Source organism: Roseateles sp. GW821-FHT09H10 (genome assembly GCF_059415865.1).
The window spans coordinates 176,163-188,958 of sequence record NZ_JBWKOB010000002.1; the positions used below are offsets into that span (position 1 = coordinate 176,163).

Consider the following 12,796-nt stretch of genomic DNA (forward strand, 5'->3'; position numbering starts at 1 on the left):
GATTATCGCAAGGCCTCCTCTATGGCCGCCGCAAGTTCCGCCTCGCCCCCTTCCCCTTCGTGGCGATAAACGACACGCCCCTCGCGATCGATGAGCCAGGCGGCCGGCCAATAGCGGTTCTCGAAGGCCTTCCAGACGCGGTATTCGTTGTCCTGGACCACCGGATAGTGCAGGCCCAGGCGCCGCACGGCCGCCTGCACGCTGGCCAGCGGCCGCTCGTGGGCGAACTCGGGCGTGTGCACGCCGATGACGACCAGGCCGCGGTCCGCGAAGCGCTGGTGCAGGCGCTCGATGACGGGCACGCTGCGCAGGCAGTTGACGCAGTCCCAGGTCCAGAAGTCCACCAGCACGACCTTGCCGCGCAGCGCCTGCATTTGCAGCGGCTGGCTGTTGATCCAGGGGCCGGCACCGGTCAATTCGGGCGCCGCCTTGCCCACCACCTGGCCTTGCGAGGACTCGGCCGGGCCCGTCAGCGCCGCCACCCAGGCCGAGCTGACATTGGCCAGGCTGGCACCCGCCATCGCCATGACAAGCACGCCCAGTCCCCGGCGCAGCCGTCCCGACCAGGCGCGCAGGGCGACAGCGATGCGCTGGCCGCCGTAGGCCAGGGCCAGCATCGGGCCACCGGCACCGGCGGCATAGGCGACCAGAAGCGCAGCCGCCTGCTGAGAATCCCCAGCGCTGGCCACCAGGGCCAGGATGCTGGCCAGGGCCGGGCCGGCGCAGGGCGTCCACAAGGCGCCCAGGCTGGCGCCCAGGGCCAGGGCGCCCAGACGCCCGCCACCATGGCCAAAGCGCTGGGCCCAGTCGGCCACACGGCCCAGCGGGCGCGACAGGCGCTCCCAGCCCGCCGGCCAGACCAGCAACAGCCCAAAGCCCAGCAGCAGCAGGGCCGCCCCATCGCGCAGCGCACCCGCCGACAGGCCCAGCACGCTGGCCGAAGCACCAAAGGCCAGGGCCAGCGCGCTGAAGGACGCGATGAAGCCGGCCACGATCAGCAGGGGCCGCCAGCGGTCGGCAGGCGCGAGGCCGCTGCCCAGCAGGGCCGGCAGCAGCGGCAGCACGCAGGGGCTGGCGACGGTCGCCAAGCCGGCGCCGAAAGCCGCCGCCAAGGGCAACACGGCGCTCACGGTGCGCTCCCCGGCACGCGCTGCCAGGCCTGGGTCTTGCCGAACAGCGGCAGGCCGACATAGGCGCGCAGCTTCAGCTCGCCGGCCGGGCCGACGGACATCAGCGCGTCATAGGTCTTGCCGTTCTCGCGGTTGAAGATGCGGCCGCGCCATTCGGTGACGGCGCTGCTGCCGTCGGGCCGGGTCTCGCGCTCGGAGGGCAGGAAATCGCTGAGGATGTCCATGCCCTCCTGCGCCGCCTGGGCGTCGGCCGCCATGGCCTCGCCGGGCCGGCTCATGGACTGGTTGGCAATGACGCGGGCCACCTTGCCGCACAGGGCGGCGCCGCAGGGCGCGATGCGCACCTCGAGATTGCCGCTGGCCGTCAGCCACAGGCCGCGCGGGTCGGCCTGGGCGGCGCCGGCCGCGAGCGCAAGGAGGAGCAGGGCAGTTCGCATGGGATCACCTCGTTCGAGTGGAAGGAGGCGCCATTGCAGGCGGCGGCGGTATCGGGGCGATGTCGATGTGTCGCCGCAGGACACGCGGCGGCCATCGAGACAAAGAGCGATACAAACCGATGGGCCTCGTCCGCTATCGTGGCCGCCATGGAGTCCCGCCCCGACCATCTGCTGCTTGTCGACGACGACCGCCAGTTGCTGGCCCTGCTGGCCGGCTATCTGCGTGCCGCCGGCTACCGCATCAGCACGGCGACGCAAGGCCGCGAGATGCGCGCCGTGCTGGCGGCCGAGGCCATCGACCTCGTCGTGCTCGACCTGATGCTGCCCGGCGAGGACGGCCTGAGCCTGTGCCGCGACCTGCGCGCCCGCGAGGTCGACCCCCTGCCCGTGCTGATGCTGACGGCACGCGGCGACGAAGCCGACCGCGTGCTCGGCCTGGAGATGGGCGCCGACGACTACCTGGCCAAGCCCTTCGCGACCCGCGAGCTGCTGGCCCGCATCCGCGCCGTGCTGCGCCGCACCCGCCAGCTGCCGCCGCGCCTCACGCCCGCGCGTCAGGCCAGGCGTCTGGCCTTCAACGACTGGGTGCTGGACACGATGGCCCGCCACCTGCTGGACCCGGCCGGCACCCTGGTGCCGCTGACCGGCGGCGAATACCGGCTGCTGCGCACGCTGCTGGATCACCCCCAGCGCATCCTCAGCCGCGACCAGTTGCTCAACCTCACGCAAGGACGCGATGCCGATCCCTTCGACCGCTCCATCGACCTGCTGGTGAGCCGCCTGCGCCGCCGCCTGCGCGACGACGCCAAGGAGGCCCGCCTCGTCAAGACGGTGCGCAACGAGGGCTATGTGTTCTGCGCGGCGGTCGAGGCGCTGGACCCATGAGCCTGGCGGGTCGCATCGCCGGGCTGCTGTTCGCAGGCCTGCTGCTCGCTTACGGCCTGGCCAGCCTCGCCTGGCTGGCCGAGCGCGGCGAGACCATGGGCCGCATGATGAGCGCCTATCTCGGCCGCGACGTGGCGACCGCCGTCGCCCTGCTGGAACGCCTGCCCGAGGCCGAGCGCGCGGCCTGGCTGGAGCGGCTGGCAAGGCCCAACTACCGCTATGAACTCGGCGCCGCACCCGGTGACCTGCAGCCCTCTGAGACGGCCGCAGCCCTGGCCCGGGCGATGGCCCCCACGCCCCTCATAGCGTCCGGCGCACGGCCCGATGGCGAGCTGGTCTTCGCGCTGAAGCTGGCCGATGGCACTCCCCTGACCCTGCGCGCCCAGCCGCCCTCGCTCAGGCCTTCGGCGGCGACGCTGGCCTTGCTGGCCGCCCAGATCGCCGTGCTGGCCCTGTGCGGCGCAGCGGCCGTGCGCCTGGCCATCCGCCCGTTGCGCCGCCTGGCCGATGCCGCCGAGCGCCTGGGCCAGGACCCGGCGGCCGCGCCGCTGGCCGAAACCGGCCCGCGCGAAGTGGCCTCCGCCGCCCGCGCCTTCAACACCATGCAGGCCCGCATCGGCGACCACCTGCGAGAGCGCTCGCAGATCCTCGCCGCCGTCACCCACGACCTGCAGACGCCGCTGACCCGGCTGCGCCTGCGCAGCGAACTGCTGCCGCCCGGCGAGGCGCGCGACAAGCTGCTGGCCGACGTCGACGCCATGCAGGGCCTGGTCGCCGAGGGACTGCACTACGCGGCCAGCGCCCATGCGGCCGAGGAGGCGCCGCAGTCGGTGGACGTGCTAGCGCTGCTGGACGGCCTGGTGTGCGACGGCCAGGACGCCGGCCAGCAGCTCAGTCTGCAAGTGCCCTCGTCCCTCGCCCCGCTGACGACGCGGCCGCGCGCGCTGCGACGTGTCATCGGCAATCTCGTCGACAACGCGGTCAAGTTCGCCGGTGCGGCGGAGGTTGTCGTCACCCCGGGCCAGGGCCTGCTGCACATCGCCGTGTTGGATCGCGGCCCGGGCATCCCGGCCGATCAAGTGCAAGCGGCACTGCAGCCCTTTGTGCGGCTGGAAACCTCGCGCAACCGCGACAGCGGCGGCACCGGCCTGGGCCTGGCCATCGCGCAAAGGCTGACTCAGGCCTTGGGTGGAACGCTGGAACTGAAGGCCCGCGAAGGCGGCGGCCTGGAAGCCTGGCTCAGCCTTCCGACGTAGGAGCCGCGCCGATGTCCAGCCCGCGCGGCTGCTTGTAGCGGTGGTAGCCCCACATGTACTGCCCCGGCGCGCGGCGGATCACGCTTTCCATGGCGGCGTTGATCATCGTGGCGGCCGCTTCAGCCGGCGCATCCTTGGCGATCGCGGGCGCCGGCAACACATGCACGACAAAGCCTTCACCGCCGGCCAAGCGCTCACCCCAGATCAGCAGCAGGACCGCGCCGGTCTGCTGCACCAGGCGGGCTGCCAGCGTCATCGTGTAGGCCGGCTTGCCGAAGAAGGGCGCCCAGACGCCCAGGCCGTCGGGTGGCACCTGGTCGGGCAGCAGGCCGATGACCTCGCCCTTGCGCAGGGCCCGGATCATCTGGCGCACGCCGGCCAGCGACGCCGGCGCCGTGGCCAGGCCCGGTCGCTCGCGAGAGCCGGCCATCACGTCGCGCAGGGCCGCTTGGCGGGCTGGGCGGTAGAGCACGGTGATGGGGGCTTCGGGCGTCGTGAAGCGCTCGGCAATGGCCTGGGCGCAGATCTCGAAACAGCCCATGTGCGGCGTCAGCATGACCAGGCCGCGCTTCTGTTCAAGAGCGGCCGCGATCAGCTCGCCGCCGTCCCAGCTCAGCTTGTCGCCCAGCGGCTTTCCCTTGGTGCCGACCCACAGCCACGGCAGCTCCGCGGCCATGCGCCCGGCGGCCGCGATCGCCGGCCGCGCATCGGCCCACGCCACGCCCGCCTGGGCCACATTGGCCTGGAAACGACGCCGGTAGACGCCGGACGCCAGGTAGACGATCCAGCCCATGCCTGCCCCCAAAGCGTGCAAAAGCGCCAGGGGGAACCGGGATAACAAGCGAAAGACCAAGCCCATGTTTCTTATAATCCGCAAATCGCCGAGTTACTGAACTACTTGCGGGGCGATCCATAAATCCCGCTAAAGCGTTCGCCGCACCCTTCTGGAGCAACGGCGACGCCGTCTACATGCAACCGGAGTTTAAAAGTGGCGAACGATTTCCTCTTCACGTCTGAATCTGTCTCTGAAGGCCACCCCGACAAGGTCGCCGACCAGATCTCGGACGCCATCCTGGACGCGATCTTCGAGCAGGACCCGCGCAGCCGCGTGGCCGCCGAGACGCTGTGCAACACCGGCCTGGTGGTCCTCGCCGGCGAAATCACGACCAACGCCCACGTCGACTACATCCAGGTCGCCCGCGACACCATCAAGCGCATCGGCTACGACAACACCGAGTACGGCATCGACTACAAGGGTTGCGCCGTGCTCGTCGCCTACGACAAGCAGTCCAACGACATCGCCCAGGGCGTCGACCACGCCTCCGACGACCACCTCAACATCGGTGCCGGCGACCAGGGCCTGATGTTCGGCTATGCCTGCGACGAGACGCCCGAGCTGATGCCCGCGCCGATCTACTATGCCCACCGCCTCGTGGAGCGCCAGGCCCAGCTGCGCAAGGACGGCCGCCTGCCCTTCCTGCGCCCGGACGCCAAGAGCCAGGTCACGATGCGCTATGTGGACGGCAAGCCCCACAGCATCGACACCGTCGTGCTGTCCACCCAGCATGCCCCCGAGTACTCGCTCGGCGACCGCATGACGGACGAGTTCTACGAAGCCATCCGTGAAGAGCTGATCAAGCCGGTGCTGCCCAAGGACTGGATCACGGCCGACACCAAGTACCTGATCAACCCGACCGGCCGCTTCGTCGTCGGCGGCCCGCAGGGTGACTGCGGCCTGACCGGCCGCAAGATCATCGTCGACACCTATGGCGGCGCCTGCCCGCACGGTGGCGGCGCCTTCTCGGGCAAGGACCCGTCCAAGGTCGACCGCTCGGCCGCCTATGCCGCCCGCTACGTCGCCAAGAACATCGTCGCCGCCGGCCTGGCCCGCCAGTGCCAGATCCAGGTCGCCTACGCCATCGGCGTGGCCCGTCCGATGAACGTGACGGTCTACACCGAAGGCACCGGCGTCATCCCCGACGACCAGATCGCCAAGCTGGTCAACGAACACTTCGACCTGCGTCCCAAGGGCATCATCCAGATGCTCGATTTGCTGCGTCCGATCTATTCCAAGACGGCGGCTTACGGCCACTTCGGCCGCGAAGAGCCGGAGTTCACTTGGGAACACACCGATAAAGCCGCTGCCTTGCGGGCTGCGGCCGGCCTGTAAAGGCCGCCGCGCGCCAGCGCGGTTCGGTGCGTGGGCGAAGCTCATATCGCTTGTCGATGTGAGCGGAGACCAGAAGACCGTGCCGCGCGCATGTAACACCGCCCCTCCAGGCGGTGTTTTTCTTTCTGCCCCTCCCTCGCTCAGACGGTTAGAGTCGGCGCACCGACAGGGTGCGCGCTCGTCGCGCCCGTCGCTCCATCAACCTGGAGGCGGTGATGCAGATGCAGTCCTTGCGAATCGGAACCCGTTTGGGCCTGGGCTTTGGCCTCGTCTTGCTGCTGCTGGCCATCGCGCTGGGCCTGAGCTACCGGCAGATCGGCTCGGTCGGCCCGCACATCGACCTGCTGGTGGAGCTGCAGAAGCGCCAGGACATGGCGCAGGACTGGCGCACCCAGACCCAGCTCAATGTCACGCGCACCGACGCCGTCGCGCGGGCCGGTGGCACCGGGCCGGTGGCCGAGTTCTTCTCGCCCGCCATCAAGACGACCAGCGCCAAGATCACCAAGCTGCAGGAGGGCCTGACCAAGGTCGTCGACACCGAGCGCGGCAAGGCCCTGCTCACCGAGATCGCCGCGGCCCGCAAGGCCTATGTCGACATCCGCAACCAGGTCTTCGCCCAGCTCAAGGCCGGCGAGGCTGAAGGCGCCCTGCAGACGCTGGAAGGCAAGATGCGGCCGGCCTCCGAGGCCTATGTGGCCGCCATCAGCCGCATGGCCGACTTCCAGGGCGAGCGCGTGCGCATCGAGACCCAGTCGGTGTTGGAGGAAGCGCGGCACACGCAGATGATCATGCTCGTCATCGCCCTCGCCTGCCTGAGCCTGGGCATCGCGGCGGCCTGGCTGATCACGCGCTCCGTCGTTGGCCCGCTGCGCGAAGCCATCCAGGAGGCCGAGGAGGTCGGCCGCGGCGACCTGTCGCGCGACATCCGCAGCACCGGCAGCGACGAGACCGCGCAGCTGACCCAGGCGCTGGGCCAGATGCAGCAGGCCCTGCGCCATCTCGTCGGCTCGGTGCGCGAGAACGCCAATGGCGTGGCCACCGCCAGTACCGAGATCTCCCACGGCAGCAACGACCTGTCGGCCCGCACCGAGCAGCAGGCCAGCGCCATCCAGCAGACGGCGGCGTCGATGGAGGAGCTGTCGGCCACCGTCAGGCTGAATGCCGACAACGCCGGCGAAGCCGACCAGCTCGCGCATGACGCCAGCAACGTGGCGCGCCAGGGCGGCGAGGTCGTCGGCGAGGCCGTGCAACGCATGAAGGGCATCGAGGAGAGCTCGCGCAAGATCGCCGACATCATCGGCACCATCGACGCCATCGCCTTCCAGACCAATATCCTGGCCTTGAACGCGGCCGTCGAGGCCGCGCGGGCTGGCGAGCAGGGCCGCGGCTTCGCGGTTGTCGCCAGCGAGGTGCGCATGCTGGCCCAGCGCAGCGCCGACGCGGCCAAGGAGATCAAGGGCCTGATCGGCGACAGCGTCGAGCGCGTCGAACAGGGGGCCGTGCTGGTGAACAAGGCGGGCCAGACCATGGAGCAGGTCGTCTCCGCGATCGGCCGCGTCGCCCAGATCGTTCGCGAGATCAGCTCGGCCAGCCGCGAGCAGAGCACCGGCGTCAGCCAGGTCGGCCAGGCCATCACGCAGATGGACCAGGCGACGCAGCAGAACGCCGCGCTCGTGGAGGAAAGCGCGGCGGCGGCGGAGAGCCTGAAGCATCAGGCGGACGAGTTGGTGAAGCTGGTGTCGACGTTCCGCGTCTAGAACGGAGACGGCTCGACCGCTCGGCGCGCCTGGCAGCCTGTTGGCGCGACGGCGCCGCTGCGCGGCTGCGCGCCATCCATCATTCGCCCTTGGGCATGTTCTCTGGCGTCGAGCCACTCGCGCCATTCTCGCGATCAGACTTTGGCTCGTTGGTCGCGGGCACATTCGAGGCCAGACCGTGCCGCTCGAGATGATCACGAACGGCCGCTGCGTTCTTCTCCACGAGTTCGCTCACGGCCTCGGTCAGGACCCGGTCAATCTCGACACGCTCCATGAGCTCTTCGACACCGATCGTTTCCCGGGCCGGATCTCCCGCGTCGCTTTCGCCAGGCGGCAGGGCGCTTGGCGCCATGGCAGCTTGACGGCTCTGGTCGGTCGAGTATTGCCTGCACAGTTCCAGAAACTGGTCGATCTCGGTTGACTTGTCGAACACTGCGTCGGCGCCGCATTCGACCGATTTCCGGCGAATGTCCGGCGTGGCGTAATTGGTCAGGACGATCACGTACTGATCGCTGCGGCGCTCTCTTGCGGCGCGCAGAACCTGCAGGCCGTTGCCCGCTTTCAGCAACATGTCCACGATCGCGAGTCGCCACTGGTCCGCATGCGCCTTCAGCGCCGCGATGCCTTGATCCGCGGTCTCGGCGGTGGCGATGACTTCGACGTCGGCAAACTCCTCCAAGGCCGGAATCAGGCTTGACCGGATGGCAGCACTATCTTCGATCAAGATGGTCGCGATAGGCATGTTCGTCCAGCCGGCGCCGAGTGCGCAAGATCATTTATACAGGGCGTGCTGTGTCCATAATGTAGGACGACGCGCCGCCCGTCCCCCAAGAGGGCGGATGCACCACGCCAAGCGGGAAAGCTGCTCCAGGAGAGGCCATGTCTAACGAGTTGTCTGATTCGCAGGAAAAGCGGGATGCGTCGCCGCTCGACGAGGCACTGACCAAGAACAAGGAAGCGACCGAGGAAGTCGCGCGCGCCGCTGACGATCTGGCTGTCGTGCACGCGGTCCTTGACACCAAGCTCGCCAAAGGTTCGAGCGACGGCGACGTCAAGCGGGCGGTTGCCGAGACGAAGAAGGTCGAGGAACGCCTCAGCGAGTCCGCCGAAAAGCTGGAACAGGTCAACGAGACCTTGGAGCGCGAAGTTCGTCGAGCTGGTTGAGCCCCCGGGAGGCGCTCAGAGCCCCGCGCATTGGGTCGCTTGGCGGCCTGCGCCTGCAGCCTTGCATGCCGGCCGGTGATGCCGGCTTCCAGGCGTTGTGCGCGGGGGCGATCGTCCTCTTTGGGTCGACAGCCTGTCATTGGCTGACCCCGCTACCCGCTCACACCCCTCAAAGCATCATCCAGCACCTCCACCCAATGCCTGACCGGCTGGGTGGTGCCGCTCTGCAGATGCTGGATGCAGCCAACATTGGCCGACACGATCTGCTCGGCCTGCAGGGGCGCGAGTGCCGCGAGCTTGCGGTCGCGCAATTGCATGGACAACTCCGGCTGCAGCACCGAATAGGTGCCGGCCGAGCCGCAGCAGAGATGGCTGTCATGGGGTGCGCAATCGATGCGGAAACCCAGCTCGCGCATCGCCCCTTCCACACCGCCCTTGAGCTTCTGGCCATGCTGCAGCGTGCAGGGCGGGTGCCAGGCCAGCGAGCCGGGCTTGGCCTTGAGCCGTGACTTCAGCGTCGGCACCAGCTCGGGCAACAGCTCGCTGAGGTCCTTGGTCACTTCGCTGATGCGCTTGGCCTTGTCGGCATAGGCAGGGTCGTGGGCCAGGGCGTGCGCGTACTCCTTGACCGTCACCCCGCAGCCCGAGGCATTCATCACCAGGGCCTCGACGCGCTCGCCCATGCCGGCGACCAGGGGCCACCAGGCGTCGATGTTGCGGCGCATGTCGTCCAGCGCGGCCTCGTGGTCGCCCAGATGCTCGCGGATGGCGCCGCAGCAGCCGGCACTGTCGGCCACCACGGTCTGGATGCCGGCGGCGTCCAGCACGCGCGCCGTCGCGCTGTTGATATTGGGCGCCATGGCCGGCTGCACGCAGCCCAGCAGCAGGGCCACCTTGCGGTTGAGCTGGCGCGTCGGCCAGTCATGCGCCGTCGCGGGTGGCTTGGCTGGCACCTTGTCCTTCAGCGACGCCGGCACGAAGGGCCGGAACATCTGCCCCAGCTTCATGGCCGGCTTGAACAGCGGCGAGGTCAGCCCTTCCTTCAGCAGCCAGCGCACGCGCTTCTCGCCGCTGGGGCGCTCGACCTTGGCATCGACGATGCGTCGGCCGATGTCGACCAGATGGCCGTACTCGACGCCCGAGGGACAGGTGGTCTCGCAGTTGCGGCAGGTCAGGCAGCGGTCCAGGTGCAGCTGGGTCTCACGCGTCGGCTCGGCGCCTTCCAGCACCTGCTTGATCAGGTAGATGCGGCCGCGCGGGCCATCGAGCTCGTCGCCCAGCAGCTGGTAGGTCGGGCAGGTGGCCGTGCAGAAGCCGCAGTGCACGCAACGGCGCAGGATGGCCTCGGCCTCCGTGCCCTCGGGGGTGCCGGCGAATTCGGGGGCTAGTGTGGTCTGCATGCTCAGAGATCGGAATAGAGCCGGCCCGGGTTGAACACGCCGTGCGGATCGAACGACGCCTTCAACCGCTTGTGGATGGCCGCCAGCGGTGTACTCAGCGGTGCAAACGCGCCCACGCTCTTGTCCTGGGCACGGAACAGCGTGGCGTGCCCGCCCACCTTGGCAGCGGCCTCGCGCATGGCCGCGGGCTCCATCGGCGTGACGACCCAGCGCTGGGCGCCGCCCCAGTCGATGAGCTGCTCGCCATGCAGCTTGAGCTCGGGCGTGGTGCTGGGCAGGCTCAGCCGCCACATGCGCGCGCCACCGGCCACGGCGCGCTCGGCGCCGATGAAGAACTCGTCGCTCTGGTCGCGCAGGCCCAGCCAGAAGGCGCCGGCCAGCTCGGGCGGGATCACGTCGCCGCCCAGCTTGCGCGCCGCGGCCTCGACGGCGGCATGCGCACCCGCCAGCCGCACCAGCAGCGCGCCATCCCACCAGGCGCTGGCCTCGATGGGCAGGGGCTCGCCGCCCCAGCGGTTCATGGCCATCAGCGCCGGCGCCTGCTCGAACTCGAAGCGCAGCGTCATCACGGCGGCCGGCAGGGGCATCACCTTCAACGTGGCCTCGGTGATGAGGCCGAGCTGGCCCATCGATCCGGCCAGCGCGCGGCTGACGTCGAAGCCGGCGACGTTCTTCATGACCGTGCCGCCAAAGCTCAGCAGCTCGCCTTTGCCGTTGATCATCACGGCGCCCAGCAGGTGGTCGCGCACCGAGCCGAGCGACGCGCGAGCGGGGCCGGACAGCCCGGCCGCGACCATGCCGCCGACGCTGCCCTTGCCGCCGAAGCGTGGCGGCTCGAAGGCAAAGCGCTGCTGATGCCGGGCCAGCAGGGCCTCGACGTCGAACACCGGCGTGCCGGCCAGCACGCTGATGAAGAGTTCGCTCGGCTCATAGGCCGTCACGCCGTTCAGCGCCAGCGTGGACAGCGGCTCGCCCTGCAGCGGGCCGCCGTAGAAGTCCTTGCTGCCGTGGCCGGTGAAGCGCAGCGGCGTGCGGGCATCGCGCAGGCGCTGCTGCAGATCGTCGAAGTTCAAAACCGCTCCAGTTCCGGGAATGCCAGCAGGCCGCGCTTCACATGCATGCGGCCGTATTCGGCGCAGCGGCTCAAGGACGGGATCTGCTTGCCCGGGTTCAGCGTGCCGGCCGGGTCGAAGGCCGCCTTCAAGGCCAGCATCTGCTCGCGCTCCTCGGCACTGAACTGCACGCACATGGAATTCAGCTTCTCGACGCCGACGCCATGCTCGCCCGTCACCGTGCCGCCCAGGGCCACGCTGCGCTCCAGGATCTCGGCGCCGAACTGCTCGCAGCGGTGCAGCTGGTCGGGGTCGTTGGCGTCGAACAGGATCAACGGATGCAGATTGCCGTCGCCGGCATGGAAGACGTTGGCGCAGCGCAGGCCGTACTTCTTCTCCATTTGCTGGATGTCGAGCAGGATGGTGGCGAGGTGCTTGCGCGGGATGGTGGAATCCATGCACATGTAGTCGGGACTGATGCGGCCGGACGCCGGGAAGGCGTTCTTGCGGCCGCTCCAGAACTTCAGGCGCTGGGCCTCATCGGCGCTGACCTGGCAGCGCGTCGCGCCGCTGGCCTGCAGCACGGCTTCCATGCGGGCGACCTCCTCGGCCACCTCCTCGGGCGTGCCGTCACTCTCGCACAGCAAGATGGCCTCGGCCTCGAGGTCGTAGCCGGCATGCACGAAGTCCTCGACGGCGGCCGTCATGGGCTTGTCCATCATCTCCAGGCCGGCCGGGATGATGCCCGCGGCGATGATGGCCGCCACCGCATCGCCGGCCTTTCTCACATCGTCGAAGCTGGCCATGATGCAGCGCGCCAGCTGGGGCTTGGGCACCAGCTTGACGGTGACCTCGGTGATGACGGCCAGCATGCCCTCGCTGCCAATCACCAGGGCCAGCAGGTCCAGGCCCGGCGCGTCCAGGGCCTCGCTGCCGAACTCGACAGCCTCGCCCTCGGCCGTGAAGCCGCGCAGGCGCAAGACGTTGTGCAGCGTCAGGCCGTACTTGAGGCAGTGCACGCCGCCGCTGTTCTCGGCGATGTTGCCACCGATGCTGCAGGCGATCTGGCTGCTGGGATCCGGCGCGTAGTACAGGCCGTGGGCCGCGGCGGCCTCGCTGATGGCGAGGTTGCGCACGCCGCATTGCACGCGGGCCGTGCGGGCCAGCGGGTCGACGGACAAGATCTTGTTGAACTTGGCCAGGGCCAGCGTCAGGCCGGCTTCGTGCGGCATCGCGCCGCCACTCAGGCCCGTGCCGGCGCCGCGCGCGACGACGGGCACACCCAGGCGGTGGCAAGCCTTGAGCACGGCGGCCACCTGGGCCTCGGTCTCCGGCAGGGCCACGGCCAGCGGGCGCTGGCGGTAGGCGGTCAGGCCGTCGCATTCATAGGGCGTGGTCTGCTCGGCCTGGTGCAGCAGGGCATGGGCGGGCAGCAGTGGCGCCACGGCCGCAAGGAGTGGCGAAAGAAGGGCGGCGCGGCGGGCGGCGAGGTCCACGGGGGCGTTCATGGTGCGGGCGACTTTAGCCGCCGGCCGCCGTCCGCCA

At 69.6% G+C, this 12,796-nt stretch carries 12 protein-coding genes; 5 read left to right on the top strand and 7 right to left on the bottom strand.

Features of this window, described 5'->3' with window-relative positions:
• Window positions 1-2 precede the first annotated feature (2 nt).
• Window positions 3-1,130: a cytochrome c biogenesis protein/redoxin gene (locus tag AC07OY_RS08630; RefSeq protein ID WP_495042145.1), complete on the bottom strand. Its 1,128-nt coding sequence runs from the start codon at window positions 1,128-1,130 to the stop codon at window positions 3-5.
• On the bottom strand, window positions 1,127-1,567 hold the full coding sequence (locus AC07OY_RS08635) for a DUF2147 domain-containing protein (RefSeq protein WP_495042146.1): 441 nt from the start codon (window positions 1,565-1,567) through the stop codon (window positions 1,127-1,129). Before AC07OY_RS08635 ends, AC07OY_RS08630 begins: the two co-directional genes overlap by 4 nt.
• Window positions 1,568-1,714: 147 nt before the next feature.
• Between AC07OY_RS08635 and AC07OY_RS08640 the strand changes: the two genes are divergently transcribed.
• A complete protein-coding gene (locus AC07OY_RS08640) occupies window positions 1,715-2,452 on the top strand; it encodes a response regulator (RefSeq protein ID WP_495042147.1) in 738 nt (245 codons plus the stop codon).
• The gene (locus AC07OY_RS08645) at window positions 2,449-3,708 is read left to right on the top strand and encodes an ATP-binding protein (RefSeq protein ID WP_495042148.1); all 1,260 of its coding nucleotides are present in this window, start codon (window positions 2,449-2,451) and stop codon (window positions 3,706-3,708) included. The genes AC07OY_RS08640 and AC07OY_RS08645 overlap by 4 nt, the downstream gene beginning before the upstream one ends.
• Here the strand turns inward: AC07OY_RS08645 and AC07OY_RS08650 are convergent.
• Window positions 3,692-4,567, bottom strand: coding sequence for a lysophospholipid acyltransferase family protein (locus tag AC07OY_RS08650; RefSeq protein WP_495042149.1), 876 nt, complete (start codon window positions 4,565-4,567; stop codon window positions 3,692-3,694). The two genes, AC07OY_RS08645 and AC07OY_RS08650, sit on opposite strands and share 17 nt — an antisense overlap.
• Window positions 4,568-4,696: 129 nt before the next feature.
• On the opposite strand from AC07OY_RS08650, the gene metK reads away from it, so the two are divergent.
• Both metK and AC07OY_RS08660 read left to right on the top strand, forming a co-directional pair.
• Window positions 4,697-5,878, top strand: coding sequence for a methionine adenosyltransferase (gene metK, locus AC07OY_RS08655; RefSeq protein ID WP_495042150.1), 1,182 nt, complete (start codon window positions 4,697-4,699; stop codon window positions 5,876-5,878).
• A 221-nt stretch (window positions 5,879-6,099) separates the two neighbouring features.
• Window positions 6,100-7,635, top strand: a complete 1,536-nt coding sequence (locus AC07OY_RS08660; protein WP_495042151.1) for a methyl-accepting chemotaxis protein — start codon at window positions 6,100-6,102, stop codon at window positions 7,633-7,635.
• A gap of 79 nt (window positions 7,636-7,714) precedes the next feature.
• Here AC07OY_RS08660 and AC07OY_RS08665 read toward each other — a convergent pair whose 3' ends face one another.
• Window positions 7,715-8,377, bottom strand: a complete 663-nt coding sequence (locus AC07OY_RS08665; RefSeq protein ID WP_495042152.1) for a response regulator — start codon at window positions 8,375-8,377, stop codon at window positions 7,715-7,717.
• A 137-nt stretch (window positions 8,378-8,514) separates the two neighbouring features.
• On the opposite strand from AC07OY_RS08665, the gene AC07OY_RS08670 reads away from it, so the two are divergent.
• Window positions 8,515-8,799, top strand: coding sequence for a hypothetical protein (locus tag AC07OY_RS08670; RefSeq protein ID WP_495042153.1), 285 nt, complete (start codon window positions 8,515-8,517; stop codon window positions 8,797-8,799).
• A 152-nt stretch (window positions 8,800-8,951) separates the two neighbouring features.
• Here AC07OY_RS08670 and glcF read toward each other — a convergent pair whose 3' ends face one another.
• From glcF to AC07OY_RS08685, 3 genes are read right to left on the bottom strand one after another with little or no spacing between them, the layout of a single operon-like run.
• The gene (gene glcF, locus AC07OY_RS08675; protein WP_495042154.1) at window positions 8,952-10,199 is read right to left on the bottom strand and encodes a glycolate oxidase subunit GlcF; all 1,248 of its coding nucleotides are present in this window, start codon (window positions 10,197-10,199) and stop codon (window positions 8,952-8,954) included.
• Window positions 10,200-10,201: 2 nt separating this feature from the next.
• On the bottom strand, window positions 10,202-11,272 hold the full coding sequence (gene glcE / locus AC07OY_RS08680; protein WP_495042155.1) for a glycolate oxidase subunit GlcE: 1,071 nt from the start codon (window positions 11,270-11,272) through the stop codon (window positions 10,202-10,204).
• The gene (locus AC07OY_RS08685) at window positions 11,269-12,759 is read right to left on the bottom strand and encodes an FAD-linked oxidase C-terminal domain-containing protein (RefSeq protein WP_495042156.1); all 1,491 of its coding nucleotides are present in this window, start codon (window positions 12,757-12,759) and stop codon (window positions 11,269-11,271) included. Before AC07OY_RS08685 ends, glcE begins: the two co-directional genes overlap by 4 nt.
• Between the last annotated feature and the right edge of the window lie 37 nt (window positions 12,760-12,796).

What these genes read in the sequence shown, in the direction of transcription:
- AC07OY_RS08635 (WP_495042146.1), bottom strand. Translation starts at nt 1,567, where the DNA reads ATGCGAACTGCCCTGCTCCTCCTTGCGCTCGCGGCCGGCGCCGCCCAG.
- AC07OY_RS08640 (WP_495042147.1), top strand. Translation starts at nt 1,715, where the DNA reads ATGGAGTCCCGCCCCGACCATCTGCTGCTTGTCGACGACGACCGCCAG.
- AC07OY_RS08645 (WP_495042148.1), top strand. Translation starts at nt 2,449, where the DNA reads ATGAGCCTGGCGGGTCGCATCGCCGGGCTGCTGTTCGCAGGCCTGCTG.
- AC07OY_RS08650 (WP_495042149.1), bottom strand. Translation starts at nt 4,567, where the DNA reads ATGGGCTTGGTCTTTCGCTTGTTATCCCGGTTCCCCCTGGCGCTTTTG.
- AC07OY_RS08660 (WP_495042151.1), top strand. Translation starts at nt 6,100, where the DNA reads ATGCAGTCCTTGCGAATCGGAACCCGTTTGGGCCTGGGCTTTGGCCTC.
- AC07OY_RS08665 (WP_495042152.1), bottom strand. Translation starts at nt 8,377, where the DNA reads ATGCCTATCGCGACCATCTTGATCGAAGATAGTGCTGCCATCCGGTCA.
- AC07OY_RS08670 (WP_495042153.1), top strand. Translation starts at nt 8,515, where the DNA reads ATGTCTAACGAGTTGTCTGATTCGCAGGAAAAGCGGGATGCGTCGCCG.
- glcF (WP_495042154.1), bottom strand. Translation starts at nt 10,199, where the DNA reads ATGCAGACCACACTAGCCCCCGAATTCGCCGGCACCCCCGAGGGCACG.
- AC07OY_RS08685 (WP_495042156.1), bottom strand. Translation starts at nt 12,759, where the DNA reads ATGAACGCCCCCGTGGACCTCGCCGCCCGCCGCGCCGCCCTTCTTTCG.